At 51.6% G+C, this 26,966-nt stretch carries 27 protein-coding genes, 3 pseudogenes and 1 riboswitch; of the genes and pseudogenes, 11 read left to right on the plus strand and 19 right to left on the minus strand.

Annotated features, from left to right (window positions below):
* The first annotated feature begins 49 nt into the window (after positions 1 to 49).
* The 3 genes and pseudogenes from apbC to HV334_RS09195 form a co-directional block, all read left to right on the plus strand.
* Entirely contained in the window at positions 50 to 1,159 is a 1,110-nt protein-coding gene (gene apbC, locus HV334_RS09185; RefSeq protein ID WP_016153686.1) for an iron-sulfur cluster carrier protein ApbC, read from the plus strand.
* A 230-nt stretch (positions 1,160 to 1,389) separates the two neighbouring features.
* Positions 1,390 to 1,548, plus strand: a pseudogene (locus HV334_RS25485) (DUF2574 family protein); the annotation flags it as partial.
* Between the two features lie 78 nt (positions 1,549 to 1,626).
* Positions 1,627 to 2,097: pseudogene (locus tag HV334_RS09195) on the plus strand (fimbrial protein); the annotation flags it as partial.
* Between the two features lie 53 nt (positions 2,098 to 2,150).
* Here HV334_RS09195 and HV334_RS09200 read toward each other — a convergent pair.
* Positions 2,151 to 2,483: an RcnB family protein gene (locus tag HV334_RS09200; RefSeq protein WP_019077205.1), complete on the minus strand. Its 333-nt coding sequence runs from the start codon at positions 2,481 to 2,483 to the stop codon at positions 2,151 to 2,153.
* A 140-nt stretch (positions 2,484 to 2,623) separates the two neighbouring features.
* Between HV334_RS09200 and HV334_RS09205 the strand changes: the two are divergent.
* Positions 2,624 to 2,828, plus strand: a pseudogene (locus tag HV334_RS09205) (IS3 family transposase); the annotation flags it as partial.
* A gap of 723 nt (positions 2,829 to 3,551) precedes the next feature.
* Here the strand turns inward: HV334_RS09205 and HV334_RS09210 are convergent.
* The 3 genes from HV334_RS09210 to HV334_RS09220 form a co-directional block, all read right to left on the minus strand.
* Positions 3,552 to 4,052 carry a YrhA family protein gene (locus tag HV334_RS09210; RefSeq protein WP_141895416.1) on the minus strand — a complete coding sequence of 167 codons (501 nt, stop codon included), beginning with the start codon at positions 4,050 to 4,052 and terminating at the stop codon, positions 3,552 to 3,554.
* A 15-nt stretch (positions 4,053 to 4,067) separates the two neighbouring features.
* Positions 4,068 to 4,442 carry a hypothetical protein gene (locus HV334_RS09215; RefSeq protein WP_181221520.1) on the minus strand — a complete coding sequence of 125 codons (375 nt, stop codon included), beginning with the start codon at positions 4,440 to 4,442 and terminating at the stop codon, positions 4,068 to 4,070.
* A 150-nt stretch (positions 4,443 to 4,592) separates the two neighbouring features.
* Positions 4,593 to 4,745, minus strand: a complete 153-nt coding sequence (locus tag HV334_RS09220) for a hypothetical protein (RefSeq protein ID WP_181221954.1) — start codon at positions 4,743 to 4,745, stop codon at positions 4,593 to 4,595.
* Positions 4,746 to 4,897: 152 nt separating this feature from the next.
* Positions 4,898 to 4,994, plus strand: a riboswitch (TPP riboswitch).
* Between the two features lie 31 nt (positions 4,995 to 5,025).
* On the opposite strand from HV334_RS09220, the gene thiM reads away from it, so the two are divergent.
* The 3 genes from thiM to HV334_RS09235 are packed head-to-tail and all read left to right on the plus strand — an operon-like array spanning position 5,026 to position 7,399.
* Positions 5,026 to 5,814, plus strand: a complete 789-nt coding sequence (gene thiM, locus HV334_RS09225; RefSeq protein WP_181221522.1) for a hydroxyethylthiazole kinase — start codon at positions 5,026 to 5,028, stop codon at positions 5,812 to 5,814.
* Entirely contained in the window at positions 5,811 to 6,611 is an 801-nt protein-coding gene (thiD, locus tag HV334_RS09230; RefSeq protein WP_016156956.1) for a bifunctional hydroxymethylpyrimidine kinase/phosphomethylpyrimidine kinase, read from the plus strand. The genes thiM and thiD overlap by 4 nt, the downstream gene beginning before the upstream one ends.
* Before the next feature lie 41 nt (positions 6,612 to 6,652).
* Complete coding sequence (locus tag HV334_RS09235) at positions 6,653 to 7,399, plus strand: GntR family transcriptional regulator (protein WP_016153677.1); 747 nt, start codon at positions 6,653 to 6,655, stop codon at positions 7,397 to 7,399.
* Here HV334_RS09235 and HV334_RS09240 read toward each other — a convergent pair.
* From HV334_RS09240 to HV334_RS09250, 3 genes are read right to left on the minus strand one after another with little or no spacing between them, the layout of a single operon-like run.
* Entirely contained in the window at positions 7,373 to 8,338 is a 966-nt protein-coding gene (locus HV334_RS09240) for a PfkB family carbohydrate kinase (protein ID WP_181221524.1), read from the minus strand. The two genes, HV334_RS09235 and HV334_RS09240, sit on opposite strands and share 27 nt — an antisense overlap.
* Positions 8,335 to 9,339: an ADP-ribosylglycohydrolase family protein gene (locus HV334_RS09245; RefSeq protein WP_181221526.1), complete on the minus strand. Its 1,005-nt coding sequence runs from the start codon at positions 9,337 to 9,339 to the stop codon at positions 8,335 to 8,337. The genes HV334_RS09240 and HV334_RS09245 overlap by 4 nt, the downstream gene beginning before the upstream one ends.
* Positions 9,336 to 10,613 carry a nucleoside permease gene (locus HV334_RS09250; RefSeq protein WP_016153674.1) on the minus strand — a complete coding sequence of 426 codons (1,278 nt, stop codon included), beginning with the start codon at positions 10,611 to 10,613 and terminating at the stop codon, positions 9,336 to 9,338. The genes HV334_RS09245 and HV334_RS09250 overlap by 4 nt, the downstream gene beginning before the upstream one ends.
* 252 nt (positions 10,614 to 10,865) lie before the next feature.
* Here HV334_RS09250 and fbaB point away from each other — a divergent pair, with 252 nt between their 5' ends.
* On the plus strand, positions 10,866 to 11,918 hold the full coding sequence (gene fbaB, locus HV334_RS09255; protein WP_016153672.1) for a class I fructose-bisphosphate aldolase: 1,053 nt from the start codon (positions 10,866 to 10,868) through the stop codon (positions 11,916 to 11,918).
* Positions 11,919 to 11,940: 22 nt separating this feature from the next.
* On the opposite strand, the gene yegS is transcribed toward fbaB, so the two are convergent.
* From yegS to HV334_RS09290, 7 genes are all read right to left on the minus strand, one after another.
* A complete protein-coding gene (yegS, locus tag HV334_RS09260; RefSeq protein WP_046275436.1) occupies positions 11,941 to 12,840 on the minus strand; it encodes a lipid kinase YegS in 900 nt (299 codons plus the stop codon).
* Between the two features lie 412 nt (positions 12,841 to 13,252).
* Entirely contained in the window at positions 13,253 to 13,984 is a 732-nt protein-coding gene (gene artJ, locus HV334_RS09265) for an arginine ABC transporter substrate-binding protein ArtJ (RefSeq protein WP_016153670.1), read from the minus strand.
* Positions 13,985 to 14,230: 246 nt separating this feature from the next.
* Entirely contained in the window at positions 14,231 to 14,899 is a 669-nt protein-coding gene (gene artM / locus HV334_RS09270) for an arginine ABC transporter permease ArtM (protein WP_016153669.1), read from the minus strand.
* Positions 14,899 to 15,615 carry an arginine ABC transporter permease ArtQ gene (artQ, locus tag HV334_RS09275; RefSeq protein ID WP_016153668.1) on the minus strand — a complete coding sequence of 239 codons (717 nt, stop codon included), beginning with the start codon at positions 15,613 to 15,615 and terminating at the stop codon, positions 14,899 to 14,901. Before artQ ends, artM begins: the two co-directional genes overlap by 1 nt.
* A gap of 6 nt (positions 15,616 to 15,621) precedes the next feature.
* Entirely contained in the window at positions 15,622 to 16,353 is a 732-nt protein-coding gene (artI, locus tag HV334_RS09280) for an arginine ABC transporter substrate-binding protein ArtI (protein ID WP_003027298.1), read from the minus strand.
* A 16-nt stretch (positions 16,354 to 16,369) separates the two neighbouring features.
* Positions 16,370 to 17,098 (minus strand): arginine ABC transporter ATP-binding protein ArtP, encoded by a 729-nt coding sequence (gene artP, locus HV334_RS09285; protein WP_016156950.1) that lies wholly within the window; start codon positions 17,096 to 17,098, stop codon positions 16,370 to 16,372.
* A 225-nt stretch (positions 17,099 to 17,323) separates the two neighbouring features.
* Positions 17,324 to 17,839 (minus strand): lipoprotein, encoded by a 516-nt coding sequence (locus tag HV334_RS09290; protein ID WP_016153666.1) that lies wholly within the window; start codon positions 17,837 to 17,839, stop codon positions 17,324 to 17,326.
* 251 nt (positions 17,840 to 18,090) lie between these two features.
* Here HV334_RS09290 and HV334_RS09295 point away from each other — a divergent pair, with 251 nt between their 5' ends.
* Positions 18,091 to 18,414, plus strand: a complete 324-nt coding sequence (locus HV334_RS09295) for a heavy metal-binding domain-containing protein (protein WP_001160725.1) — start codon at positions 18,091 to 18,093, stop codon at positions 18,412 to 18,414.
* Positions 18,411 to 19,241 (plus strand): N-acetylmuramoyl-L-alanine amidase, encoded by an 831-nt coding sequence (locus HV334_RS09300; protein ID WP_016153665.1) that lies wholly within the window; start codon positions 18,411 to 18,413, stop codon positions 19,239 to 19,241. Before HV334_RS09295 ends, HV334_RS09300 begins: the two co-directional genes overlap by 4 nt.
* Here HV334_RS09300 and HV334_RS09305 read toward each other — a convergent pair.
* The 4 genes from HV334_RS09305 to poxB all read right to left on the minus strand — a co-directional run bounded on the left by HV334_RS09305 (position 19,238) and on the right by poxB (position 24,546).
* Entirely contained in the window at positions 19,238 to 20,251 is a 1,014-nt protein-coding gene (locus HV334_RS09305) for an NAD(P)-dependent oxidoreductase (protein ID WP_016153664.1), read from the minus strand. The two genes, HV334_RS09300 and HV334_RS09305, sit on opposite strands and share 4 nt — an antisense overlap.
* A gap of 94 nt (positions 20,252 to 20,345) precedes the next feature.
* Positions 20,346 to 21,779 carry an SDR family oxidoreductase gene (locus tag HV334_RS09310; RefSeq protein WP_016156947.1) on the minus strand — a complete coding sequence of 478 codons (1,434 nt, stop codon included), beginning with the start codon at positions 21,777 to 21,779 and terminating at the stop codon, positions 20,346 to 20,348.
* 10 nt (positions 21,780 to 21,789) lie between these two features.
* Positions 21,790 to 22,791 carry a low-specificity L-threonine aldolase gene (ltaE, locus tag HV334_RS09315; protein ID WP_016153662.1) on the minus strand — a complete coding sequence of 334 codons (1,002 nt, stop codon included), beginning with the start codon at positions 22,789 to 22,791 and terminating at the stop codon, positions 21,790 to 21,792.
* A gap of 36 nt (positions 22,792 to 22,827) precedes the next feature.
* Positions 22,828 to 24,546: a ubiquinone-dependent pyruvate dehydrogenase gene (poxB, locus tag HV334_RS09320; RefSeq protein ID WP_016156946.1), complete on the minus strand. Its 1,719-nt coding sequence runs from the start codon at positions 24,544 to 24,546 to the stop codon at positions 22,828 to 22,830.
* Positions 24,547 to 24,698: 152 nt separating this feature from the next.
* Here poxB and HV334_RS09325 point away from each other — a divergent pair, with 152 nt between their 5' ends.
* Positions 24,699 to 25,133, plus strand: coding sequence for a DoxX family protein (locus HV334_RS09325; protein ID WP_047501022.1), 435 nt, complete (start codon positions 24,699 to 24,701; stop codon positions 25,131 to 25,133).
* A gap of 72 nt (positions 25,134 to 25,205) precedes the next feature.
* Here the strand turns inward: HV334_RS09325 and HV334_RS09330 are convergent, their stop codons facing one another.
* Positions 25,206 to 26,822 (minus strand): FAD-NAD(P)-binding protein, encoded by a 1,617-nt coding sequence (locus HV334_RS09330; RefSeq protein WP_181221528.1) that lies wholly within the window; start codon positions 26,820 to 26,822, stop codon positions 25,206 to 25,208.
* Positions 26,823 to 26,966: the final 144 nt, after the last annotated feature.

Here is a 26,966-nt window from a genome sequence, read left to right on the forward strand (position 1 = left end):
AAACTACCTGGTGACTATTGTATTTTCAGAACAACAAAAAGGAGTCGGGATGAACGCACAATCCCAGGCCAAATCACCAGAGACCCTGCGCGCGATGGTTGCCGGGACGCTGGCGAATTTTCAGCATTCAACCCTGAAGCATAATCTGACGACGCTTAAAGCGTTGCATCACGTCGCCTGGATGGATGACACGTTGCACGTTGAGCTGGTCATGCCGTTTGTCTGGCAGAGCGCGTTTGAGGACTTAAAAGAGCAATGTAGCGCCGATCTGCTGCGTATTACTGGTGCGAAAGCGATCGACTGGAAACTGTCGCATAACATTGCGACGCTGAAACGCGTGAAAAACCAGCCGGGCATTAATGGTGTAAAAAACATCATCGCCGTCAGTTCGGGTAAAGGTGGCGTGGGTAAATCCTCTACTGCCGTGAACCTGGCGCTGGCGCTGGCTGCCGAAGGGGCGAAGGTAGGGATTCTGGACGCCGATATTTATGGCCCGTCAATCCCGACGATGCTCGGTGCGGAAAACCAGCGTCCTACCTCTCCAGACGGTACCCACATGGCGCCGATCATGTCTCACGGCCTGGCGACAAACTCTATTGGTTATCTGGTTACTGACGATAATGCGATGGTGTGGCGTGGCCCGATGGCCAGCAAAGCCCTGCTGCAGATGCTGCAAGAAACCTTATGGCCGGATCTTGATTACCTGGTACTGGATATGCCGCCGGGTACGGGTGATATCCAGTTGACGCTGGCGCAAAACATTCCGGTCACGGGGGCGGTTGTGGTGACCACTCCGCAGGACATCGCGCTGATCGATGCGAAAAAAGGCATCGTGATGTTCGAAAAAGTCGAAGTGCCAGTGCTGGGTATTGTTGAGAATATGAGTATGCATATTTGCAGCAACTGCGGTCATCACGAGCCAATCTTCGGCACCGGTGGCGCGCAGAAACTGGCTGAGCAGTATCACACCCAACTGCTGGGACAGATGCCGCTGCATATTTCTCTGCGTGAAGACCTGGATCGTGGTACGCCGACGGTCATCAGCCGTCCTGACAGCGAATTTACCGCCATTTACCGCGACCTGGCAGGACGTGTCGCTGCCCAGCTCTACTGGCAAGGGGAAGTGATTCCGGGTGAAATTGCCTTCCGCGCGGTGTAATTAATAGCGTTAAAAATATTCACTGAATCAATAATGAATTGATTCAGTGAATATATTGGATGAAAAATCTCACTCAATTATTTATCCGGACTGTATAATTCATCTCTTTTTCTGAATAAACGCCCTCAATTCATCATTTAAATTGATCAAATTGGTCGAATTAATCTACAATCTCAATTAGTCTTAGCGAGGCAGTTAATCCATAATCTACTGGAAAGACGGCTTGTGTGCTGTTTCCCAACCGATACAGGAATAATGAACGTAATGAAAAAAAATTATTCTTGGGAGTTATTACTTTGGCTTATGGAATGAGCGCTTCTGCTTTCGCCACAGATACTGCCACCTTGAATATCAATGGTCGGGTAACTGAACCCACCTATAGCGCTGATGCCGGGTGTATATTTCAGATAAAAATGATGGGTTAACGACAATTAATCTAGATATGACATCTGGACCAGCAATGATTTTTCAGTAAGTAGAATTTAAGCTTTACAGTAACGCATAAACCCATCACGTGTCAGTTTTCATTACCCCGATACGAAATTAAAATGCCAGATACCACATTAAATGAGATGCTCACGGTTAATAATACCAAATCGGGTTCCACAAATCTGGTATTGAATTGCGAAAGTATATATAACGTCACCACCAATCCCGTAACTTTTAAGGTGGTGCGCGGTGTCTGGGATGAAAGCGGGAAAATACTAAAAAACACGATAGCGAATGGCGCCAAAGGGGTGGGGTTCCAGATATATAATGGCACCGCGACTTCTCCTCTAAAACAGGGGGATAATCTGATGAACAGAATGACCAAACTGGAAGCAATCAGTAATCAGTACACTTTCCCTATCACTGCGAAATATATTCGCGTGACAGGGGAATCATTACTGCCTTGTGAAGTACAAAGTAAAGTGATATTTGCAGTATCTTATGACTAATTGATTTGCGGGTATTTCACGTACTTTCTTGTTGAAAGTACGTGTTTTTTCTATTAACGATGATAAAAAATCTCGCCGTCGTAGGCTTTAATGATCTTACCGTCAGCATCGTTGATCAGCACGTACGCACCACCCATGTAGGTCCAGTGGGTACCGGCGGTAGGGGCAGGCAGGTTGCGTTGGTTCCATTGCTTAATCGCATATTCGTCAGTACGGTACAGCGGTGGGACCGTGTCACCAGGTTTAAAATGGGTAAAGTCGGCGATGAAACCGCTCAACTCATACTTATCAATTCCGGTGGGAGCAGCTGTTGCGGCCGGCGCGGCCCAGACGACGCTGCTTGCAAGCAGGAGTGCACCCAGCAACATTTTATTCTTCATACCCATCCTCTTTACCTGTTCGGGTCATCAACATCAGTCGTGTATCATTCCTGGCTTATAGGGCATCTGACAAGAACTTTTTTGTGTTCACGCCAGTCATTTCGTAAAAAGTGTAAATGAATGTACAGAATTACGACAATCTCGAGCGCAAGATCCATCACGAACTGCAAGATAGCGAACAACAGTGTGCGATTAATCGGGTCTGGCGGCTGATGAAGTGTCCCGGGAAAAGGCTCAGGTCGGGGACCGAAGCCTACGAGCGCGTAAAGGGGAGGCCAGTATCGTGACGCCAACAGGCTCCAGCGGCAGTTCAATCCGGAAGCACCGGATGAACGTTGGGTAACGGACATATATATAAATTTAACTATACGATTTTAATTTTATCGCAGCGGTAAACGGTTGGATAATTAAAGTCATAAAGTTTTGATTCAGATCAGATAAAGATATTTAAAATAATTCGGAGCAGAATATTTCCTAGTGATAAAACAGGCATTTCACACTAATAGCTTTGGAGAAGGATAGAAGCCATACAAAGCCGTTACAAATAATTGTATTATTGGATGTAATTGTAGGGGTAAGAGTATCAATCACCCCCTCATTTATGCAAATGTAGGATTTAGGTAAATCTATTCTTTGAACAGGGTATGGTTCTTTAATGTTCTCCCTTGTGAAGAAAGACGACTAGCTAAATTGGTTTCAACCATTGACCTAAGGTTGTTATAAGCTTCAATATTTTTCTCGTGCTCTATCCAATCGGCTTTTGGAATTGTATGTAATGCCTTCCTGTAATAGATAATGGCATTCATTAAATTATCTGAGTACCACTCTGTACTACAATAATTAAAGAGTTCGGAATGACAGTTATCTAAGCAATATAGATAATGTGTTTCATATAAAGGATGGGGGGATTATAAAACGTTTTTAGTGAAGTGCAATTAATGAAGCATGATCGCTACTGATAATGAATTGATCTGCTAGTTCACCGAATTCATCTAGTTCATTTTTTGTAATTAACAAAATGACTCTTTAGCTAAAAATTAATAAGTAAAAGGGGCATTGTAGCCCCTCCATAATTTAAGCTACTGTATCTAATATTTCTGATAAGAAATCTGTAAAGTTAGGGAATGATCCAAAGACATTTTCGGTGCCTACATTATCTCTAATTTCAAAAAGGTTTGTTTTACTATCGTAAGTAAATATAGAGATACTATCATTGCCAATCACTAATCGCTCACTTAAATCAGGATTGATGTAATCATCATTATCCCTATAAAAATCATTCATAATAAACAAGTTTCTTACTAATGGCTCTTGTATGGATAGGCTAAATAAGATTAAACCATCAAATTCAAATCCATCCATTGTTTCTAAAAATGTAACATAGTCAGGTTGATTTACTAATAATAAGCAAACTTCATCACCTAGCTTATCAAGCGTTGGACTTAAGATAGAAGTTGATTTTCGCTTATTTATACTCACAATGTATTGGTCTGTGATAGGCTCTTCTATTGGATAATTCCAGTTGGTCATTTTGCTTTTCAAATCATTCAGGATTTCACTAATATTATTACTCATTTAAATTCCTAATAATTAATTTAGCAGATAAATTGAACCAGTTGGCACAGCCCAAAAATAAAAATGATTCCAGTAATAATTCCAATTACGAGATTTATTAATCCCAATGAACCAGCCTTCATCTATGTTGCGTTGTGTATTGTCATATACCTCATCAGCCATAGCTCGTTGCTTCCTCTTATATGGATGAGTAACATAAACAATGTTCCGTTTCCTTTCTGGTATATCATAAATAGAGGGTACTTTTGTATAGTGATACTCTTCTGCGTCTAATTCGTAATAGATTCGTGATTCATCGAAAGCTCTGAAAGGGATCAGTATATGCTGAAAATCCTCAGGGGCTAGCTCCCATCCGGCATCCCATGCCCGGATAAGCCTAAATTCTCTCATGTAAAACCTTCATGAAGTAAAAAGTTTATATTATTATCGGCCGATGCGTGGTCAATTATTTAGATTATGAATGCTTCAAATGATATTCATTGGTTTCATGGGTGAAATACAAACTTGGAAATGATTCAGGTTAATTATTTTATTCACTGATTAAAACCCTTCTTTTCTTCTGTCCTTTGAACAGAAACTATAGTTGTGAGTAAAATTTACTTGAATGATTTCTAATGTGAAAGAACCTACGGCTCCTTCAACCGACTTAATCACGGCGATGATCTGATGCACAGTAAAACGGGCTTTACGCATAGCGATCTCCTTCGTTGGCAGATTGAGTATGCTGGAAGATATCTCTAGATGTGAATGGCACGATTATGCGGGATGTTTACAGGACGCCGGTCAGGGGCTTGCTTTAGCAAGCTACTTCCTCTACGCTGTTAATATTATTGGAATTTATGTAACTAAATGACTCGGGGTGCCCTTCCTGGTGAAGGCTGAGAAATACCCGTACCACCTGATCTGGATAATGCCAGCGTAGGGAAGTCTGACACTGCTCGTGTCCCTTCTTCGCGCGGGCAGGAGCTGAACCATGCAGCCTGACCTGCACAGCCGCACACTCGCGGCTCACACCTTACACCAATTTAGAACGCTTTCCCCTCTCACACACTGCATGACCAACGAGGTCGTGCAAAGCTTTACGGCCAATACGCTGCTGGCGCTGGGCGCATCACCTGCAATGGTAATCGAGCCCGAGGAAGCCAGTCAGTTCGCGGCTATTGCCAGTGCATTACTGATTAACGTCGGCACCTTAACCCGGGAACGGGCTACGGCGATGCGCGCCGCAGTTGAGCGGGCACAACTTGCTAAAACCCCGTGGACGCTCGATCCCGTTGCCGTGGGGGCGCTGGAGTTTCGTCGTCGCTTCTGTCTGGATTTGTTGGCGCTACAGCCTGCAGCTATCCGCGGCAACGCTTCGGAAATACTGGCTCTGGCGGGTATGAACGGTGGGGGACGCGGCGTGGATACGACCGATACGGCAGCCGCTGCGCTTCCTGCAGCGCAGGCACTGGCTCGTCAGGTTGGGACCATTGTCGTGGTTACCGGCGAAATTGACTATGTCACCGATGGTCAGCGTACCGTCTGCGTGAACGGCGGTGATCCGTTGATGATGCGCGTGGTGGGCACCGGATGCGCGCTGTCGGCGGTCGTTGCAGCCAGCTGCGCCCTGCACGGTGACCGGCTTGATAACGTCGCCTCTGCCTGTAGCTGGATGAAACAGGCCGGACAAATAGCCACTCAACAATCAACCGGACCGGGCAGTTTTGTCCCGGCATTTATCGACGCCCTCTATAACCTGAACGCGCAGGAGCAACTATGAAACGGATTAACGCATTAACCATTGCCGGAACCGATCCAAGCGGTGGCGCAGGTATTCAGGCCGATTTAAAAACGTTCTCGGCGCTTGGCGCTTACGGCTGCTCGGTTATCACGGCGTTGGTGGCGCAAAATACGCGCGGGGTGCAGTCGGTGTATCGCATTGAACCTGACTTTGTCGCCGCACAACTGGATTCGGTGTTCAGTGATGTGCGTATCGACACCACTAAAATCGGTATGCTGGCGGAAACGGATATTGTTGAAGCGGTCGCCGAACGTTTGCGTCGCCATCGGGTGCAAAATGTCGTGCTGGATACCGTGATGCTGGCGAAAAGCGGCGATCCGTTGCTGTCTCCTTCGGCGGTTGAAACACTGCGTACCCATTTGCTGCCGCAGGTTTCGATTATCACCCCAAATTTACCCGAAGCTGCGGCGCTGCTCGGGGCTCCCCACGCGCAGACTGAGCAGGAGATGTTAGAGCAGGGAAGGGCGCTGCGGGCGCTGGGTTGCGAGGCGGTGTTGATGAAAGGCGGTCATCTGGAGGATGCGCAAAGCCCCGACTGGCTCTTCACCCGTGATGGCGAGCAGCGTTTTACCGCGCCAAGGGTGATGACCAAAAATACCCACGGTACTGGCTGTACGCTATCGGCGGCGCTGGCGGCGCTGCGTCCGCGCCATGACAACTGGGCACAGACAGTGCAGGAAGCTAAGTTGTGGCTTTCAGCGGCATTGGCGCAGGCCGACACCCTGGAAGTCGGTGAGGGAATTGGTCCGGTGCATCATTTCCACGCGTGGTGGTAATGAGTATACTGGCTGCAGAAACGGCTGCAGGAAAAAGATAAATGGAACAAGCGCATACCCAGCTTATCGCGCAACTGAATGAACGTATTTCCGCGGCAGATAACACGCCGCTGTATATGAAATTTGCGCAAACGGTGAAAAACGCTGTGCGCAGCGGGATTCTGGAGCATGGAAACATCCTGCCCGGCGAGCGCGATCTCAGCCAGTTGACCGGCGTTTCGCGAATTACGGTTCGTAAGGCGATGCAGGCCCTGGAAGAAGAAGGTGTCGTGACGCGCGCCCGCGGTTACGGGACGCAGATCAACAACATCTTCGAGTATTCGCTAAAAGAAGCGCGTGGTTTTTCACAGCAGGTGGTGTTGCGCGGTAAAAAACCAGATACGCTGTGGGTTAACAAGCGGATTGTGCCTTGCCCGGAAGAGGTAGCGCAGCAGCTGGCTGTTGCCACGGGGAGTGACGTCTTCCTGCTCAAGCGCATTCGCTACGTAGATGAAGATGCGGTTTCTATTGAAGAGTCATGGGTTCCTGCCCATCTAATCCATGACGTGGATGCCATCGGCGTTTCACTGTATGACTATTTTCGCAGCCAGCATATTTTCCCGCAGCGCACCCGCTCACGTGTCAGTGCCCGAATGCCTGACGCAGAGTTCCAGGCGCACATTCAAATGGACAGCAAAGTGCCGGTGCTGGTGATCAAGCAGGTAGCGCTTGACCAGCAGCAACGGCCCATTGAATACAGCATCAGCTATTGTCGAAGCGATCTATACGTGTTTGTGTGCGAGGAGTAACGCCTCGCGCGTAGGGGCGCAATCGCCCCCGCGATGCCCTACCACCCAGGACGCCACGGCGTTTCCAAGCAGTACCGCGTCAGCCAGCGACCAGCCAGACGCCAGTCCCGCCAGTATGCCGCCAGCGTGGCTGTCACCTGCGCCAATAGTATCAACGACCGCTGTCGCAAATGCCGGTACGCAACCGGAAGTTTGGGTGCTGAAATACCACGCACCGTCTTTATCGTGGCGTACCACCACCGGTGTGGCAAAACGTTGCACCCATTGTGCGCCAAAACCTTCTATATCCTGGCTTAATGCAAACCGCTCGGCGGCAATTTCCGCCTCCTGCCGATTGAGCGATACCAGTGGACGGCAGGCCATAATTCTTGCCAGTAAGGGCTCGGGAATGTCGCCGATGCGTGGGCCAAAATCGATAAACGGCGTCACGTCCTCCAGCCCTTCCAGCCAATGCACCAGCAACTCACCACACGGTGAGGCTAACTGATAGCCCGAGAGATAAACCAGGCTGTGACGTGGGATCTCCAGCTGTGCCAGCCAGTCAGCGTTCCACTGATTTTCGACGCCACTAAAGGACATAAAGGTACGTTCGCCATCCGGCTCGACCAGAGCCAGACACCAGCCGTTATCGCCTGCGGCGTTATCGATCAGGCTGTGCAGTCCCTCTTTTACCATCCGGTTGCGGATAATATCGGCCCACACCCCCTGACCCAGCGGTAAAGCATTACTGGCGTCGATACCTAACCGCTTGAGTGCTACGGCGATATTGAGCGCGCAGCCGCCAACGTTCACCCCTTGCTGTTTGAGTTCAATGTCACATCCGCGCCAGGGAAGGGCATACGCATCGGCAATGACATCAATCACCGCCGCACCCACCACCGTAACGGGTCGCTGTGTGCGTAACTGCGGGAGAAGTTGTTGCAGACGCGTGGTGCTCATAGTGCCTCCCGCTGCTCGCGCAGTCGCATCAATCCACTGGCGTAGCGGATAAAGTCCAGCTGATTTACTGCATCGAGCTCATGTTTCAATGCCGGATTAATCGCACTTACGCCGTGGAGCGCGCCACAAATGGCAGTTGCCATCGCCCCGATGGTGTCGGTATCGCCCCCGAGGTTCGCGCACAGAATGGCGCAGCGGTTAGGATCGGTCTGCGCCAGCTCAACCATAGCGATGGCGCATGGCACGGATTCAATGGTACTGGTTCCGGCCCCCACAACCTGATACAACTGCTCGCAGGCAGACTCAATGCCGTCAGCGTTACGGACAATTTTCAGCGCCAGTTCAAGGCGTGCAGAGAGCGATGCGCTAAAGGTAGTGATCCTTTTTTGCTGCGCATTTCGGGCAATGGCTGGCAGCGCGTCGACAATCTCTGACCATTTTCCGCCATCGATAGCGCGTGATACCGCCCATGCGACCACCACTGCGCCAGCGATAGCCAAATCCGATTTATGTGTCGGGCTGGAGGCTAATGCCACATCATCGATAAAGGCATCGAGATCGCGCGCGGGGAGCAGGCATCCCAGCGGTGAAACGCGCATTGCCGCTCCGTTGGTAACGCCGTTATTTTCCAGTTCGGCGACAGGTTTGCCGTCGCGAATGGCTTTTAGCGCAATTTTTGAGGTCGGGCCGAGCACGTTTTTATTAAAAGCATCAAAACGTTCGGCCCAGGCCAGAATATTGCGGCCAATAACGTCGGGTACAATCTCTCCGTCGCACTCAAGCAGGGCATCAGCCAGACACAGTGCCATGGAGGTGTCATCAGTGAACTCCGCCTGGTTAAAATAGCAGGCGGCATTATTCTCCGCAGGGCCGGGTAAAAAACGGTCGATCCAACCGAAATGGGCTTTAACCCGGGTTCTTGGCCACAGTTCCGACGGCATACCCATCGCATCCCCTAACGCCTGCCCATAAAGAGCACCGAGAATACGTTCTGCTTTCATTTTACTTCCCCTTGTTTCAACGCTACATCGCGATCGTCCACCTTAATGGCGGTGATTTCTTTATCTGACTCGCGAAAGAAAATCATAAACATTACGGCAATGACGGCGATCATGACTGCGCCAAATCCCCACATGCCAGCCCAGTTAAAGGTAAGACCATTCACCGGTTCCTGATAAGCAAACATTTTTTCCATCATCACGCCGCCCAGACGATAACCGAGCAGGCTACCGAATCCCTGACAGCAGAGGGTGATAAGCCCTTGCGCCGCGGTGCGCATATGTACGGGCGCTTTTTTATCGACATAAATGTAGGCTGTGACGTAGTAGAAGTCGTAACTGACGCCGTGCAGCAGAATGCCGAGAAACAGCAGAGCGTAAGTGAAATATTCTTCCGCGCCGCCGTAAACGAAAAATCCATAGCGGATAGCCGCAGTAATAAGACCAAGCAGCAATACCTTTTTAATGCCAAAGCGTTTGGTGAAAAACGGTAGCGCCAGCATAAAGAAGATTTCAGAGAACTGGCCCAGCGTCATCCAGCCGGTGGCGTTTTTCATCCCGACTTCTGTCAGATAACCGTTGGCGAAGATGTAATAGAACGCCAGCGGCATCGCGAACAGAAAAGAGCAAAAGAAAAAGACGAGGAAGTTCTTATCCCGCAGCAGGATCAGCGCATCCAGACCCAGCATGACCTTGAAATCCATTTTGCCGGTACTTTTCGGCGGCGTATCCGGTAAAAAGAACGCAAAGACGCCTAACAGAGCGGAGCTTCCGGCAGTGATAAGCAGAGGAATATTGGTAGGGGAGATGTCACTATAGCCAAGCATTTGCGGTAAGAAACCGCAGGCCAAACCAGAGGCGATCCAGCCAATGGTCCCCATCACACGGATGCGCGGGAAATCACGCTCAACATCACTGACGTTGGCAAAAGCGATACTGTTGGTCAGCGCAATCGTCGGCATATAGGTCAACGAATAGGCCAGTAACAGCGGGAAAAATCCGCTGAAGGTGGTTTGCTGGGCGGCGAAGTACATCAAAATAGCGCCGACGAACATCAGCACCGCCAGCACTTTTTGCGCGGAGAAAAAACGGTCAGTGACAGAACCGACCAGGATGGGCGACAGGATCGCAGCAATCGCGGTACAGGCGTAGGACCAGCCGATCTCCCCGGCGCTAAAGCCACTTTTACTCAGCCACAGCCACAGCGGTACAAACCAGGCGCCCCAGATAAACCACTCTACAAACATCATGAACGACAGCTTAACTGTAGTTTTCATCTTTAAATCCTTCATGACAGGTAAGGTACGCACTGATAGTACCATTCGATAATACCTTTAAAATACCTTTGAGGTCTAAATTTGACCGCCTTAACATTATTTCTTCCTGAATCGAGCCAGCAGAAGTTGCTGAAAAGTGCGCTAAAGATGGAAAAAAAACGCAGTCGGTACCAGGCTTATTGCTGCCCGCAACAAAGCGGGTCAGGACAATCCACATTCCGGTTTCAAATCGGAACTTACGGGAGCATAGCTATGACTGATATTGCGCAGTTGCTTGGCAAAGATGCCGACAACCTTTTACAGCATCGTTGTATGACCATTCCTTCTGACCAACTTTACCTGCCTGGACATGATTACGTCGATCGCGTGATGGTGGATAACAACCGTCCGCCAGCGGTGCTGCGTAATATGCAAACGCTGTATAACACGGGCCGACTGGCCGGGACAGGTTATCTGTCGATTCTACCGGTGGATCAGGGCGTGGAACACTCCGCGGGGGCATCGTTCGCGGCTAACCCGCTGTACTTTGATCCGAAGAATATTGTGGAACTGGCTATCGAAGCAGGATGTAATTGCGTGGCATCGACCTATGGCGTGCTGGCTTCCGTCTCCCGTCGCTACGCGCACCGCATTCCGTTTCTTGTAAAAATTAACCACAATGAAACGCTGAGCTACCCCAATACGTTTGACCAGACGCTGTATGCCAGCGTAGAACAGGCATTCAATATGGGTGCGGTTGCGGTAGGGGCAACCATCTATTTCGGTTCAGAGGAGTCCCGTCGCCAGATTGAAGAGATTTCTGCGGCGTTCGAGCGTGCTCATGAACTGGGGATGGTCACCGTGCTATGGGCGTATCTGCGTAACTCCGCGTTTAAAAAAGATGGCGTGGATTACCATGTTTCCGCCGATCTCACCGGGCAGGCTAACCATCTGGCAGCCACTATCGGGGCGGATATCGTTAAGCAGAAAATGGCGGAAAATAACGGCGGGTATAAAGCAGTCAACTTTGGCTACACCGACGATCGCGTTTACAGCAAGCTGACCAGCGACAACCCAATCGATCTGGTGCGTTATCAGCTGGCGAACTGCTATATGGGGCGCGCCGGATTAATTAACTCTGGCGGTGCGGCTGGCGGCGAAACCGATCTGAGCGATGCGGTACGTACGGCAGTGATTAACAAACGTGCTGGCGGCATGGGGCTGATTCTTGGACGAAAAGCATTCAAGAAAACCATGGCTGACGGCGTTAAGCTGATTAACGCCGTGCAGGATGTTTATCTGGACAGCAAAGTCACCATTGCCTGATTCCAGTTGGGGTGTCGTCGTGTTAACGCAGTAGCGGACAACCCGGCGGCAGTCTGCAACGTAGCGCTGCGGGCAGGATTTCAATATGAAATTCTTGTCCGCTAAGCGGTTCGCCATCGAGATTAAACGTAATTTCATGCGGGGCGCGGATATCAAACCACGATGATGCGCCTTCGATGATGTTAGGGTTGTCTTCGGATTGCGTTAACGCCGAAAGCAGCCCTGGCAGTAGCTCCTCGCCGGTAAAAATACGCAGTTGCAGCAGACCATCGTTGATCAGCGCCGTCGGGCAAAGCTGTTGCCCACCACCGGCCTGACGACCATTACCGATACCAATGACCAGCGCCTTACCCTGCCAGTGAAAATCTTCCCCACGAATGTCGCAGATATCGGGTTTGAGCGTATCCATGCGCATTAATCCGTGAATAAAGTACGATACGCCACCTAATGCGGCCTTGAGTTTTTCTGGCGTCTCGCTGGTGATGCGTGTGCCGAAGCCGCCGGTCGCCATATTGATAAAACAGGTTTTATCATTGACCTGAACCATATCGATATCAGTCGCATTTCCGGCGATAGCCAGTTTCAACGCCTTATCAAGGGCGTCGGGTATGCCTACGCTGGTTGCAAAATCATTCGCCGTTCCCAACGGTAAAATACCGAGCGCCGGGATATTGCCGCCCTGTGACTGGATCAGCGCCGTCGAGACTTCGTTAATTGTGCCGTCGCCGCCGCCGGCAATCACCGTTGCAACGCCTAACTGGCGAGCTTCATCAACGTAGCGTTGGGCGTCGCCTTTTTCCCAGGTAACGCGAACATGGATTTCCACGCCTTCATCGCGTAGCTCTGCAATGACATCACGCAGGGGGAGATTATCAGCACTTTTTCCATTGAGGATCAGTAAACTGGCAGGGAACGCTATCATCCGTTTGCCTCACTTTTTTTCGTTTTAACAAGTGTACGCCAGGAATGGGTTTATGGCGTAAGAACTGACTGAAAGCGAAGGCGAAGAGATAAAAAAAGCCGCAGGATGCGCAATACTGTTCAGTTAAGCATTATGGGGAACATGTGATTCTTGCTCAGGGTTCCGTTCACCTCGGCGGTAGCAATTCTCTGAAGCGCAGATACCCGTGAACGTGTAAAGGGCGTGGCGGAGAACGCCCTTTACACGTTCACAGGAACCGGTGTTTCAGAGAAACGATGCACATGAGGTGAACGGAACTCTTACGGTGAGATAGCATATTCATAACTTCTACCAACACAGGTGATGCTTTCTGATACAGAGGCGTTAACTGAACCGCATTACGCAGAATGCGGCTTTTCAGATTGGGTGGACGTTACTGTGGGAACCACTGATCGCTGATTTTTTGGTACGTGCCGTCAGCTTTGATTGCGGCCAGCGCGCTATTCAGTTTTTCCAGCAGGGCTTTGTTATCCGGGCGAACCGCAATGCCAAGACCAGTACCGAAGTATTGTGGGTCGGTCACTTTGTCAGTGGCTACACCTAACTGCGGGTTGGTTTTCAGCCACTCGTTAACCACGGCGGTATCGCCAAATACGCCATCAATACGACCATTTTTCAGGTCGATAATCGCATTCTGATAGCTGTCGTAGGCCACGGTTTTCACTTCAGGGTGTTTGTCCTGCAGGTATTTCTGGTGCGTGGTACCGTTTTCCATGCCAATGCGTTTCCCTTTCAGGTCGGCAAAGGTTTTATAGGTGTCTTTTTTCGCAATCACCAGCGCGGAGTTTGCATAGTAAGGCTGAGTAAATGCCACCTGCTTGCTACGCTCAGGCGTGATGTCCATTCCGGAAATCACCGCATCATATTTTTTGAATTTCAGCGCGGGAATCAAGCTATCAAAAGCATGATTGGTGAAAGTACAGTCAGCCTGCATTTGTTTACACAGTGCCGTTGCCAGGTCGATGTCAAAACCGACAATTTTGTTGCTTGCATCCAGTGACTCAAATGGCGGATAAGTCGCTGATACACCGAAACTAATTTTATCAGCAGCTGAGGCGCCTGCGGCGAAAGTAGCAAGTAATGCGGCCAGTACTAACTTTTTCATGGTGGAACTCCCGTCTGTCAATCTTATGATTATTTACCGTGTCTGCGGCGTGAATTAACAATGCCATTTAATGAATTTATATGCAATAAAAATGATTAAATATTTTCTCTGATATAAAAAAAGACGGACAATTTAGGTTGTTGTCCGTCTTTTTTATTTTGGCTTTATGCATATTCACCGGAGAGTGTACAACGGAAGATGAATCGTAGCCTGATAAGCGTAGCGCCATCAGACATAAAAACCGATTTAATTCCGGTGTTCAAACGCCAGCGCTTTACGTTCGATCAAGCGCATCATCAGCGTCAGCAAACCGTTGACGATCAGGTAAATCACACCCGCCGCGCCGAAAACCATGACGTCATAAGTGCGACCGTACAGCAGCTGACTATAGCCCATGACTTCCATCAGCGTGATGGTGTATGCCAGTGAGGTACTTTTAAACACCAGCACCACTTCGTTGGAATACGAGGAGAGGGCGCGTTTAAAGGCGTACGGCAACAGAATCGCCAGCGTATCCTTCTTACTCATCCCCAACGCTCCACAGGACTGCCACTGGCCTTCCGGGATTGCGCGGATGGCACCGTAGAACAGCTGGGTGGTATAAGCCGCACTGTTTAACGATAGCGCAATTAAGGCGCACAGCCACGGTTCAGAGAGCAGGTGCCACAGTACCGGATACTCCTGTAGCGTCGGGAACTGCCCTGGCCCGTAGTAGATGAGGAAGATTTGCACCAGCAGCGGAGTACCGGTAAACAACGTGATATAGGCGCGCACCAACCAGACCACAATCGGCGTTTTTAGCGTCAGGATGACGGTGAAAACCAGCGCCAGCACCAGAGCAACCACGATGGAGGCGACCGTCAGCGTCAGGCTGGTATGCAGCCCTTTTAACAATTCAGGTAAATACTCAAGCATTAGCCTGGCCTCCGCTCAAATCGTGTCGCGCGCAGGTCAATGCGTTTGAGAATGTACTGACTCACCAGCGTAATCACCAGGTAAATAGCCGCCGCCACAATGTACCAGGTAAACGGCTCCTGGGTACGGGTGGCAATGCTCTTGGTTTGCAGCATCAGATCGTTCACGCTGATAAGGCTGACCAGCGCGGTATCTTTCAGCAATACCAGCCACTGGTTACCCAGTCCCGGCAGAGCGTGGCGCCACATCTGCGGCATCACCAGGCGGAAGAAGATCGCGGCTTTAGACAAACCCAACGCCTGACCTGATTCCCATTGTCCGAGTGGTACGGCCTTCAGCGCGCCACGCAGCGTTTGCGACGCGTAAGCCGCATACAGCAATGACAGCGCAATTACACCGCACAGGAACGGGCTGACGTCGAAGTTTTCGATCTGCATCTGAACCGGGATTTGTACAAACCCGAGATTGATCGTAAAGCCATCGGCCAGCGTCAGCAGCAGCTGTGAAGAGCCGAAATAGATGAACAGAACCACCAGAATTTCCGGCAGACCACGCAGGATGGTGACCAGAGCTGAGCCCGTCCATGCCACCGGACGCCATTTTACTGACTCCCAGACGGCAAAAAACATGGCGAGCGCGAGGCCAATAATCAGCGCACAAACGGCAAGGCCGACGGTCATCCCGGCGGCGCTTGCTAAAGGAAAAAATTCATTCATCAAGTATTACTTCTGGAACCATTTGTTGTAGATGGTCTCGTAAGTCCCATCTTTCTTCACTTTTTCCAGCGCAGCGTTAAATTTCTGCTGCAGCTCGGTATTGCCCTGGCGCACAGCGATGCCCAGACCCGTACCGAAGTAATCTTTATCCGTCACTTTGTCGCCAACTGCGGCCAGCTTTGGATTATCTTTCAGCCATTCGGTCACCACTGCGGTATCACCAAATACGCCGTCAATACGACCATTTTGCAGATCGAGTTTGGCATTCTGGTAGCTGTCATACGGTACGGTGGTCACTTCCGGATGTTTATCCATGATGAATTTCTGGTGCGTAGTACCGTTTTGTACACCGACTTTTTTGCCTTTCAGCTGGTCAATGCTGGTGTATTTACCCTGTTGGCCAACAAACAGGGCAGAGTTGTCGTAATACGGGGTGGTGAACAGAACCTGTTTTTCACGCTCTGGCGTGATGTCCATACCGGCCATCACCGCGTCAAAACGACGGAATTTCAGGCTCGGGATCAGGCTGTCGAAGGCCTGATTGGTGAAGGTACAGGTCGCGTCAATCTCTTTACACAGCGCATTCGCCAGATCAACGTCAAACCCTACGATTTTGTTATTCGCATCAATAGATTCAAACGGAGGATAAGACGCTTCGGTGGCGAAACGGATGGTTTGGGCTGCGGTAGCGGAAAGGCTAAAACCTGCGATTAGCGCGGCAATCAGAACTTTTTTCATTGTATTGTCCCGAATCTTAGTGAGAGAGATAGTTTTTAAACGCTTCGGTTTGCGGGTTGGCAAAGCAGCTCGCATCCCCAAACTCGACGATATGACCGTTTTCCATATACACCACACGGCTGGCCGTTTTACGTGCAACTTCCACTTCGTGGGTGACGATCACCTGAGTAATGTTGGTTTCCGCCAGTTCACGAATGATGCTGACGATTTGGGCAGTAATTTCCGGATCAAGCGCTGCGGTAGGTTCATCAAACAGCAGCACCTGCGGCTCCATCATCAACGCGCGGGCAATGGCCACACGCTGTTGCTGGCCACCGGAGAGATGCAGTGGGTAGCGATCGCTGTACGGCTTCAGGCGCAGACGTTCCAGCAATTTTTCGGCACGCGCCAGCGCTTGATCTTTTGTCAGACCCAGTACGCGGCAGGGCGCTTCAATCAGATTCTGCACAACCGTGAGATGCGGCCAAAGGTTGTATTGCTGGAAGACCATGCCCACGTTCTGACGCAGCTCCCGAATGGCTTTGTCTGATGGGGTCTTCGTGAAGTCGAAACGGTTTCCCGCAATAGAGAGCGTGCCCGAGCGCGGCATCTCAAGCAGGTTGAGTACGCGCAGCAGCGAGCTTTTCCCGGCTCCACTTGGGCCAAGTAACACCAGTGTTTCACCCTGAGGGCAATCCAGCGTGATATCGAACAGCGCCTGATGTGCGCCGTAGAAGCAGTTAATGCCGTTTAATTGAATACTCATTGACACTCGATACTGGCAGTCTGATAGCTATTGAAGCCGCAGATACTACCTTTGACAGAATAGTTATGCAATATTTATGCGTTAAAAGTTAAATGCAAACCGCATTCTTATCTAAACATAGCACAAAATAGCGGGGCCACCAGTGGGCAAGAATAATTGTCGGCATTCTATGCAGAATGCCAGACAATTTATGGGGGTTATGATTCAGGCGGGTGAATGGGGCGGTTAGCGGTTTTCGACAGACTGGCGCAGCGTCCCGGCTGGCGCGTGTACGCTGCCGCCCAGATAGCGGACATCGTCAACTACCCAGCACTGGCCTTCGCGGATCATCAGCACTTCATCACGCCAGCTTTGGTCACCCTGTTTAAGCTCTACGCGCAGCGGAATGTTGCGTGCATCACTATTCGGAATGGTCGATGCGCTGGCGACGCTGGCACTGTCCGGTAACGTAGCGCGACTAGAGAACGGATCGCTGTTAAACAGATCGCGATGCGCGTTATCACGGCTGGCATCGTTCAGCAGTTTCGCCAGGTTGTCGCTGAGGTACGGACGAAGGGGGGTAATGTCATTGTTTCGGTGCTGAATACGGTAATCATAGAATTGTTGAGCCACGCTGTCTGGCCCGCCTTCTACGCATGAGCCGCTACGCGTGCCGTTATCTTTGTAGGCCGGCGTTACGGTAGTACAGGCGCTGAGAAGTAGTGCACATGGAACCAGCAGAGAGAGTTTCGAGTAGCGCATAATGATTTCCTTATTAGCTTTCTACTATTAGTGTTCTACGTTGATTTACATGTCATACTTCAAGTTGCTTGTGCGTTGGCTACGTGCGTTCACCCCAGTCACATAGTTATCTATGCTCCTGGGGATTCACTCTCTTGCCGCCTTCCTGCAACTCGAATTATTTTGTGTAAAGAATATATCCTTTCAATGATAGTGGATCGGTTCGATAATGCTTTTGAGATCGTGCTCTTAGCGCAAAAAGGAGATTAACCATGCAGTTTTCGACTACCCCTACGCTGGAAGGGCAGAGCATCGTGGAATACTGCGGTGTTGTGACTGGCGAAGCCATTTTAGGCGCGAATATCTTCCGCGATTTCTTCGCCGGCATTCGCGATATCGTCGGCGGTCGCTCCGGCGCGTATGAAAAAGAGCTGCGTAAAGCGCGTGAGATTGCTTTTCAGGAGCTTGGTGAACAGGCAAAAGCGCTCGGTGCTGATGCGGTAGTCGGTATCGATATCGATTACGAAACCGTAGGCAAAGACGGTAGCATGCTGATGGTGAGCGTCAGCGGCACCGCGGTGAAAACTCGCCGATGAAGCGTCTGCTGTCTCTGCTGGCATTAACGCTGCTGCTGGTAGGATGTGCTGGCGAAAAAGGGATTGTCGACAAAGACGGGTATCAGTTAGATACCCGTCGTCAGGCGCAGGCTGCTTACCCGCGCATTAAAGTGCTGGTTATCCATTACACGGCCGATGATTTCGACTCTTCTCTGGCTACGCTGACCGATAAAAACGTCAGCTCGCACTATCTGATCCCGGCAGTGCCGCCGCTCTACCACGGCAAACCGCGTATCTGGCAACTGGTAGCGGAAAAAGATCTGGCCTGGCATGCGGGGATTAGCTTTTGGCGCGGCGCTACGCGAATTAACGATACTTCGATCGGCATTGAGCTGGAAAACCGTGGCTGGCAAAAATCGGCGGGCAGCAAGTATTTTGCGCCGTTTGAACCCGCGCAAATTCAGGCGTTAATCCCCTTGGCGAAAGATATTATTGCCCGCTATGACATAAAACCGCAGAACGTGGTGGCCCATGCGGATGTCGCACCGCAGCGCAAGGACGATCCAGGTCCACTGTTTCCATGGGAAGAACTGGCTGCGCAAGGAATTGGCGCGTGGCCGGATGCTCAGCGGGTGGCGTTTTATCTTGCCGGGCGAGCGCCCGATACACCGGTAGAAACCTCATCATTGCTCGATCTGCTGTCGCGCTATGGTTATGAGGTAAAACCTGAAATGACGCCGCGTGAACAGCGGCGGGTGATTATGGCCTTCCAGATGCACTTCCGCCCGACGTTGTGGAACGGCGTGGCGGATGCAGAAACTCAGGCGATTGCCGAAGCGTTACTGGAGAAATACGGGCAGGGTTAACGCGGCAGCTTGCCGTGGTCACGCAGCCAGGCCGCAGTACGCTCAATCCCTTCATCCAGCGTCACAACGGGCTGATAACCTAATTCTTCCTGAGCGCGGGTGGTATCCAGCGTAAAGTCAAAATTCAGCTTCGAGACGCCGTAATGCGTAAGCTTTGGCTCTTTCGCGGATTTATTGCCTAGCCGCTCCATGCTGCGGGCAATCATGTCCAGCATCGGGTAGGGCACGGAGCGGATGCGGCAATCAATATTTAGCTCGTCGATGAGTTTCTGCACAATACTGCGCAGGGTGCGATGCTCGCCGTTGGTAATGTTGTACGCGCGACCCGACGGCAGATTATCGCAGGCTTGCTGACTTGCCAGCCACATCGCGTGCACCGCATTCTCGTAGTAGGTCATATCCACCAGCGCACTTCCGCCGTGCGGCAACAGGATGCTGCCGTAGTGGTACATCATATGGGCCAGGCGCGGGATAAAGACTTTATCGTGTGGTCCGAACAAGCTTTGCGGACGCAATACCGTAAAACGGGTCTGCGGGTTGGCCTGTGTCAGCAACGCAATCACATCTTCGCCAGCCGCTTTACTGCGGGCGAATTCATTGGCAAAGCGTTGGGGGCGGAAGTCCTCTTTGATATCCCGATGGTGGTGATAATCAAAATAGAGCGACGGTGATGAGATATGAATGAAGTTACGAACGCCCCAGGCCACGGCCCACTCGCCCAGACGGCGGGTTGCGCGAACGTTGGCCAGATCGAAAGCTTCCTGAGTTCCCCATGGTGAGGTAAAACTGGAGCAGTGCCACAGCGTATCGATACCGGCGAGCATCACTTTTGCCTGCGAAGAGACCAGCTCGGTCAAATCGGCATGCACAAACTCTGCGCCCATTTTCTCCAGCAGCTTGCCCATCGCTTCGTTGCGACCGGTAGCTCTGACGCTGACGCCTTTGCTGCATAAAAACTCAACCGCGTTTCGGCCTAAGCCGCTGGTGGCTCCGGTAACCAGTACCTTCATATCAATCCACTGTGTTTAAAAAACGTCGTGCGCATTCTTCCGTGAATTTCGTCTGTATGCAATGGGAAACATGAAAGAATACAGGCTCTTTTTATCATGAGTCTGTGATTTGTTCTGCAAGTTTAGCAATACGCTTCGCCATCCCTCTGAAAATGAACAGATGCGCCGGGATCATCAGCAGCCAATAGAAGAGGCCTGGCATGCCGTGCGGATGCCACCAGGCGCGGACATCAATGCGTCGGTGGTCGCCTTTATCTTCCAGCGTGAAGCTCAGTCGACCCAATCCTGGCGCTTTCATCCCAAACAGCAGCGTCAGCTGTTTTTCTGGCTCAACGATGATAACTTTCCAGCTATCAACGGTATCGCCAACCTGCAACAGAGAGTGTTGCGGTCTGCCTTTCGCCAGCTTATGGCCGACCAGCAGGTCCAACGCCGCACGCGTTTTCCATAAAATATTGCCAAAGAAATAGCCTTCTTTGCCGCCGAGGCGATTCACCACCTGCCACAGCGCCTGCCGACTGGCGGAAGTTTCAACGCTAAAGCCAGCTTGTTTAGCGAAATAGCCATATTCGGGGCGCCAGCGGGCAAATGCCTGCGCGTCGTAACCCCAGTCGCTGGAATTGACCAGCTTTTCTTCTTCTTTCAACGTGCTGCGCACCGCGTCATCAAAGGCAATCAGCTTTTGCGGGATCAGGGTGCGTAATTCGGTGTCATCGGCCAGCAGGTCGTGTTTTAACCCCTGTATCAGCGCTTTTGCCGTGGTCGGCGGCACTGACGTTATGACGTTCAAAAACCAGACCGAAATCCAGCGGGTAGGAAAGGGGACAGGGATGAGCAGGCGATGTTTACCGCTGACCGCCATAAAATGCTCGAACTGCTCCTGATAGCTCAATACCTGCGGCCCGGCGGCTTCGAGCACGCGGTGTTGGCGTGTAGGATGGTCCAACAACGCCACCAGGTAGTACATTAAATTCTCCAGCGCGATAGGCGTGGTACGCGAGCGCACCCAGCGCGGAGGGGTGAGTACCGGCAGGTTGTAGACCATGTCGCGCATCACTTCAAAGGCGGCAGAACCTGCCCCTACGATAATACCAGCGCGTAATTCGGTCATTGGCACGCCTGATTCGCGCAGGGTGTCCGCGGTTATCTGTCGCGCACGCAGATGATCGGATTGTTCATGCCGGGGAGCCTGTAATGAGCTCAGGAAAATAAGCTGTTTGACTGGCGTATCACGTAGCGCATCGCGCACGTTCATTGCTACCTGGCGCTCATGGGCGATAAAATCACCGCCTTCTCCCATGCCATGGACCAGGTAATAGACCGTATCAACGCCGGTCAGCAGCGGCGTTAGGTTATCTGGCCAATTCAAATCGACCTTATGGCAACTGACGTTGGCCAACTGCTGCTTTTCCAGCCGCTCGATGCGGCGTGCCGCAGCCAGCACCTGATGCCCTTGCTGACTGAGCGCCTGTACCAGATGCTGACCAATGTAGCCACTGGCGCCAAGAACCAAAATCCGTTGCGGCACGCCCATCTCCTTAGCGGGTTAAAAAAGCGCGCCAGTGGGCGACGACTTCAGCAAGCTGTTCACGCGATACGTCCAGATGCATCACCAGACGCACAATCGGCGAGGCGTTAATCAGCACGCCTTGCGCTTTCATGTACTCGCCCAGTGCCGCAGCGTGTTCTTCGCCAACGCGGACAAACAGCATGTTGGTGTCGTGGCGCATGACGTCCGCTCCTGCTTCGCGCAGTTGTTCCGCCATCCAGGCGGCGTTGTCATGGTCTTCTTGTAAACGCGACACGTTATTTTTCAGCGCATACAGTCCGGCCGCCGCCAGAATACCGGCCTGACGCATTCCGCCGCCGGTCATTTTACGCCAGCGAATGGCGCGCTTGATGTACTCGTGGCTGCCGACCAGCAGTGAGCCTACCGGCGTTCCTAAACCTTTGGAGAGACAAATGGTGAACGAATCGCAGTATTGCGTGACATCTTTTAACTCACAGCCATAGGCGACGATGGCGTTAAAAATACGTGCGCCGTCGACATGCAGCGCAAGATTGCGCTCACGGGTAAATTCCCAGGCCTCTTTCAGATACTCGCGTGGTAGCACTTTGCCGTTGTGGGTGTTTTCCAGGCTAAGCAGACGCGTGCGGGCAAAATGGATATCGTCCGCTTTGATTTTTGCCGCCACTTTGTCCAGCGGCAAAGAGCCATCCGGCATGGCGTCGATAGGTTGCGGTTGAATGCTGCCGAGCACCGCTGCGCCACCCGCTTCGTAGAGATAGTTATGTGCGCCCTGACCGGCGATATACTCTTCGCCGCGCTGACAATGGCTGAGGAGAGCCACCAGGTTCGCCTGAGTGCCTGTGGGTAAGAAAATTGCGGCTTCTTTGCCAGCAAGCTCGGCTGCGTATTGCTGGAGGGCATTAACGGTAGGGTCATCACCGTAGACGTCGTCCCCGACCGGGGCGGCCATCATCTCTTCGAGCATGGCGCGACTTGGCCGGGTGACGGTATCACTGCGTAAATCAATCACGGGCATTCCTTTTTAAGTGAGGTAATGCCCTCTGTTTTACCTGAGCCAGTTAGTTTTCGCCAGTTCGATCACTTCATCACCGCGCCCGCTGATGATTGCGCGCAGCATATACAGGCTAAAACCTTTAGCTTGTTCGAGTTTGATCTGCGGCGGGATCGCCAGTTCTTCTTTCGCGACGACCACATCGACCAGCACCGGACCGTCAATCGACATCGCCCTTTGCAGCGCTTCATCAACCTCTGAGGATTTCTCCACGCGAATGCCCGTAATGCCGCAAGCCTCGGCAATCCGTGCGAAATTTGTATCGTGCAGTTCGGTGCCGTCGGTCAGATAACCGCCAGCTTTCATCTCCATCGCCACAAACCCCAACACGCTGTTGTTGAAGACAATAATCTTCACCGGCAGCTTCATTTGCACAACCGACAGAAAGTCGCCCATCAGCATGCTAAAACCGCCGTCACCGCACATTGCGACAACCTGACGTCCCGGTTCGGTCGCTTGCGCGCCGAGCGCCTGCGGCATGGCATTGGCCATCGACCCGTGGTTAAACGAACCGATCAGACGGCGTTTACCGTTCATTTTCAGATAACGTGCCGCCCACACCGTTGGCGTGCCAACGTCGCAGGTGAAGATGGCGTCGTCAGCGGCAAAATGGCTGATCTGCTGCGCCAGATACTGCGGATGAATGGCTTTATCGCTGGGTTTGGCTAAATCATCCAGCCCTTTACGCGCCTCACGATAGTGTTCCAGCGCTTTATCCAGGAACTGCCGATCGGTTTTTTCTTCCACCAGCGGCAGCAGGGTGCGGAGTGTGGATTTAATATCGCCTACCAGCGCCATATCAACTTTACTGTGCGCGCCAATGCTCGCCGGATTGATATCGATCTGAATAATCTTGGCGTCGGTGGGGTAGAACGGGCGATAGGGGAATTGGGTACCTAGCAGGATCAGCGTGTCGGCATTCATCATGGTATGGAAGCCGGATGAAAAGCCGATCAGCCCGGTCATGCCAACGTCGTAAGGGTTGTCGTACTCAACATGCTCTTTACCACGCAGGGCGTGCACAATCGGCGCTTTTATTTTAGCTGCAAACTCAACCAGTTCTTTATGCGCACCGGCGCAGCCACTGCCACACATCAGGGCGATATTACTGGAGTAGCGTAGCAGTTGCGCTAGTTTTCTGAGCTCTTCTTCTTCCGGAGTGACCACCGGGAGCGGCGCATGATACCAGTGAGTGCTGGCGCTTTCAGGTGCTGGCTTCAGCGCGACGTCGCCGGGTAATACCACCACGGAGACGCCGCGGTTGAGCACCGCTTTACGCATGGCAATTGCCAGCACCTGTGGGATCTGTTCAGGGCTGGAAACCAGCTCGCAATAGTGGCTACATTCGCGAAACAACTCTTGCGGGTGGGTCTCCTGAAAATAACCGCTGCCTATCTCACTGGATGGAATGTGTGCGGCAATTGCCAGTACCGGGACGTGGTTGCGGTGGCAATCAAACAGGCCGTTAATCAGGTGCAGGTTGCCTGGTCCACACGAGCCAGCGCAGACGGCCAGTTCTCCCGTCAACTGCGCTTCAGCGCCCGCGGCGAAGGCCGCAACCTCTTCATGACGGGTTGGCATCCAGTCAATCGTTCCCATACGATTCAGACTGTCACTAAGGCCATTTAGCGAGTCACCCGTCACACCCCAAATGCGTTTAACGCCAGCTTGTTCAAGTGTTTTAGCAATAAAAGCGGCAACCGTTTGTTTCATGGTTTTCCTTCTCCTTTAATGTGATACCGGTTACAAGTTTAGATGAAGATAATAGTTATGCTTATCATTACCTCTTATTTCCGGCAGGTTTCATTAAGCCTGTATTAAGCGTAGTTTGTTATTGGACATGGTGAAACAAGGAATAAATTCAAATGGTTATAAAACTATTAAATACAGTTAACCGGGTACTGACTCATGAAGATTTTGGCAAGTTTTTGTTACGTATTGCCGTGGGGGGATTAATGCTGTTTCATGGGCTGCATAAACTGTTCGCGGGTATTGATGGCATCGGTGGCATGCTGATAGCGAAAGGTTTCCCCGGCTTTATTGCGTATGGCGTTCTGCTGGGAGAGGTTGTGGCACCGTGTCTGATTATTCTTGGGATCCTGACGCGTCCGGCGGCGTTGGGGCTGGCGTTTACGATGGTGGTGGCATGGCTGATGGTCGGGATGGGTGAAACCTGGTCACTGGATAAAACCGGCGCATGGGCAATTGAAAGTCTGGTGTATTTCTTCATCGGCGCTCTGGCCGTGGCATTTTTGGGCGCGGGGCGATTCTCCGTTGCCGGAAACTCGGCCTGGCGATAGTTTGCCATCCGAGAATCAATACAGAGGCGGGAATGCGTTAACCTATCTCCGCCTCGCCATTAAATCTGGCCGTTAATCCATGTCGACACTGCTCCACAGTTTGTGCCGACGTCTCAGTGCACGTTGCGTCAATGCCTTTGCCATCGCGGTGCCTATTTCAGCGCTAACCACCAACCCCTGAATAAAGGGACGGTCGTGCATCAACCACGGCAGTCCGCCAAAGGCGATGCGGTTGCGGGCGTTTTCCGGCGCTTGCAGCGTGTAATCTTCGCCGATATCCGGGATCTCATCGCCACAGGCCAGCAGTTGATCGCGTAGCGTTGGGAACGGAATATCTTTGCTCTGTAATGCCCGTTGCCCTCGGGCGTCAATGAATACATCAAATTCACTGCGCTGACCGTGGTGGTAAATGACCGTCATTTCCTGCTCATTTGTACGCTCATAATCTTTGCCGAGTGCGAGGATCTCAATCAGCCCGGCATCGTGCAGAGCCAGCAATCGGCGGATAGATTCAGACGGGATTGCCGCATAGTTATCAATAAAGACGCGCGCCAGTCCGTGCCTGAAACGTTTTTCGTCGCGAGCATCAAGATGAGGAACGATCTCTTCAATAACCTCATGGAGGCGCAATAAGGTATAGCGCCAGGCGACGGTATGTTGTTCCTGCTTGTTGCGTTCAACCTCCACCAGGTTACGCCTCGCCCAGTCAAAAGGGTCATGCTTGAGCCTGTCGGCAAAATAGACCTCGGGGAATGTGTCGGCGTTAAGCGTTGCAAGTGCAACCTGTTGACACCACCCTGGGGCCGCGTCTTGCAGTTGTTGCACAATAAGCCGGAAGATGCGGTCCAGTAATCCGTTTTGGCCCTCGGCAATGGCGTTTTCAATCGCTTCTTGCGTCGCGATATTCAGCGGTTCATAGGGAAGAGGGCAGTAAAAATCCGCTTCAGGCAGCACACCGCTGCGCGACATCAGGGTCAGCTTCAGGTTTTGGCTGTCGGGTTTACGCGTGAACTGCAGTGAACGGTCGGTATTGGTGGTGAAGGTACCATGCTGACTGACCACGGCCATCGCCGCGTCGATAGCGCTTAGCGAGGTGCCCAGAATACCCACCCTGCAAGCGCTAATCTGCGCCTCCATCAGGCCGGTCCACGGACTGGGGAAAAACTTGCGTGCCTGAGCATCAGTTTCTGGCCACAGATGGCCGCTGGCGATAGCGGCGAAATCCACTTCGACGGGCTGTGACGCGTGATTGATCCACAGGGAGACCCCAGTCGGGTTTGCTTGCAGGTCGGTGACTTTACTTGATTCATATACGCGAATTGTGAACCCGGATCTTTGCGCTTTATCGACGATGGCTAAAAAACGATCGCGATAATAGTCGCCGAGGATCACCCGGGGCAAAAATTGCCGCTCATGCAACGATGTACGTTCAAGCCGAAACTGCGCCAGGTATTCATCGCTTTGATTCTGTAGCCACGTCAGATAACTGATATAAATCGGCGGGATCTCAATGCTGGCTATATTGGCCAGCATGTGGTCTGCGTTGTTGTCGCTGTTATAAGGCATGCCTACGCCAGCTTCCTCAGCTTGCTCATAAAGCTGTATCTCCAGCGGTTCACCGCGCTCAACGAGGGCATGAAACGTATAAATTCCGGTGGGACCTACGCCGACGATGGCCACTTTTTTCATGGGGATCCTTTGTTGAAAGTTCGACGTGGTAGTCGGGGTTTTGCTTAACCTGTGCCAGGTAAGTGTGGTCGATAATTCGCGGGAAGAGGGCGGTATTTTGCCTCGGAGGGTGAAAAAATCGGAATTTTGCAGCGTCTGACAACA

It is taken from the genome of Citrobacter sp. RHBSTW-00944 (assembly GCF_013615435.1).
GTDB lineage: Bacteria > Pseudomonadota > Gammaproteobacteria > Enterobacterales > Enterobacteriaceae > Citrobacter > Citrobacter braakii.

What these genes read in the sequence shown, in the direction of transcription:
- apbC (WP_016153686.1), top strand. Translation starts at nt 50, where the DNA reads ATGAACGCACAATCCCAGGCCAAATCACCAGAGACCCTGCGCGCGATG.
- HV334_RS09200 (WP_019077205.1), bottom strand. Translation starts at nt 2,483, where the DNA reads ATGGGTATGAAGAATAAAATGTTGCTGGGTGCACTCCTGCTTGCAAGC.
- HV334_RS09210 (WP_141895416.1), bottom strand. Translation starts at nt 4,052, where the DNA reads ATGAGTAATAATATTAGTGAAATCCTGAATGATTTGAAAAGCAAAATG.
- HV334_RS09215 (WP_181221520.1), bottom strand. Translation starts at nt 4,442, where the DNA reads ATGAGAGAATTTAGGCTTATCCGGGCATGGGATGCCGGATGGGAGCTA.
- HV334_RS09220 (WP_181221954.1), bottom strand. Translation starts at nt 4,745, where the DNA reads ATGCGTAAAGCCCGTTTTACTGTGCATCAGATCATCGCCGTGATTAAG.
- thiM (WP_181221522.1), top strand. Translation starts at nt 5,026, where the DNA reads ATGCAGCCTGACCTGCACAGCCGCACACTCGCGGCTCACACCTTACAC.
- thiD (WP_016156956.1), top strand. Translation starts at nt 5,811, where the DNA reads ATGAAACGGATTAACGCATTAACCATTGCCGGAACCGATCCAAGCGGT.
- HV334_RS09235 (WP_016153677.1), top strand. Translation starts at nt 6,653, where the DNA reads ATGGAACAAGCGCATACCCAGCTTATCGCGCAACTGAATGAACGTATT.
- HV334_RS09240 (WP_181221524.1), bottom strand. Translation starts at nt 8,338, where the DNA reads ATGAGCACCACGCGTCTGCAACAACTTCTCCCGCAGTTACGCACACAG.
- HV334_RS09245 (WP_181221526.1), bottom strand. Translation starts at nt 9,339, where the DNA reads ATGAAAGCAGAACGTATTCTCGGTGCTCTTTATGGGCAGGCGTTAGGG.
- HV334_RS09250 (WP_016153674.1), bottom strand. Translation starts at nt 10,613, where the DNA reads ATGAAAACTACAGTTAAGCTGTCGTTCATGATGTTTGTAGAGTGGTTT.
- fbaB (WP_016153672.1), top strand. Translation starts at nt 10,866, where the DNA reads ATGACTGATATTGCGCAGTTGCTTGGCAAAGATGCCGACAACCTTTTA.
- yegS (WP_046275436.1), bottom strand. Translation starts at nt 12,840, where the DNA reads ATGATAGCGTTCCCTGCCAGTTTACTGATCCTCAATGGAAAAAGTGCT.
- artJ (WP_016153670.1), bottom strand. Translation starts at nt 13,984, where the DNA reads ATGAAAAAGTTAGTACTGGCCGCATTACTTGCTACTTTCGCCGCAGGC.
- artM (WP_016153669.1), bottom strand. Translation starts at nt 14,899, where the DNA reads ATGCTTGAGTATTTACCTGAATTGTTAAAAGGGCTGCATACCAGCCTG.
- artQ (WP_016153668.1), bottom strand. Translation starts at nt 15,615, where the DNA reads ATGAATGAATTTTTTCCTTTAGCAAGCGCCGCCGGGATGACCGTCGGC.
- artI (WP_003027298.1), bottom strand. Translation starts at nt 16,353, where the DNA reads ATGAAAAAAGTTCTGATTGCCGCGCTAATCGCAGGTTTTAGCCTTTCC.
- artP (WP_016156950.1), bottom strand. Translation starts at nt 17,098, where the DNA reads ATGAGTATTCAATTAAACGGCATTAACTGCTTCTACGGCGCACATCAG.
- HV334_RS09290 (WP_016153666.1), bottom strand. Translation starts at nt 17,839, where the DNA reads ATGCGCTACTCGAAACTCTCTCTGCTGGTTCCATGTGCACTACTTCTC.
- HV334_RS09295 (WP_001160725.1), top strand. Translation starts at nt 18,091, where the DNA reads ATGCAGTTTTCGACTACCCCTACGCTGGAAGGGCAGAGCATCGTGGAA.
- HV334_RS09300 (WP_016153665.1), top strand. Translation starts at nt 18,411, where the DNA reads ATGAAGCGTCTGCTGTCTCTGCTGGCATTAACGCTGCTGCTGGTAGGA.
- HV334_RS09305 (WP_016153664.1), bottom strand. Translation starts at nt 20,251, where the DNA reads ATGAAGGTACTGGTTACCGGAGCCACCAGCGGCTTAGGCCGAAACGCG.
- poxB (WP_016156946.1), bottom strand. Translation starts at nt 24,546, where the DNA reads ATGAAACAAACGGTTGCCGCTTTTATTGCTAAAACACTTGAACAAGCT.
- HV334_RS09325 (WP_047501022.1), top strand. Translation starts at nt 24,699, where the DNA reads ATGGTTATAAAACTATTAAATACAGTTAACCGGGTACTGACTCATGAA.
- HV334_RS09330 (WP_181221528.1), bottom strand. Translation starts at nt 26,822, where the DNA reads ATGAAAAAAGTGGCCATCGTCGGCGTAGGTCCCACCGGAATTTATACG.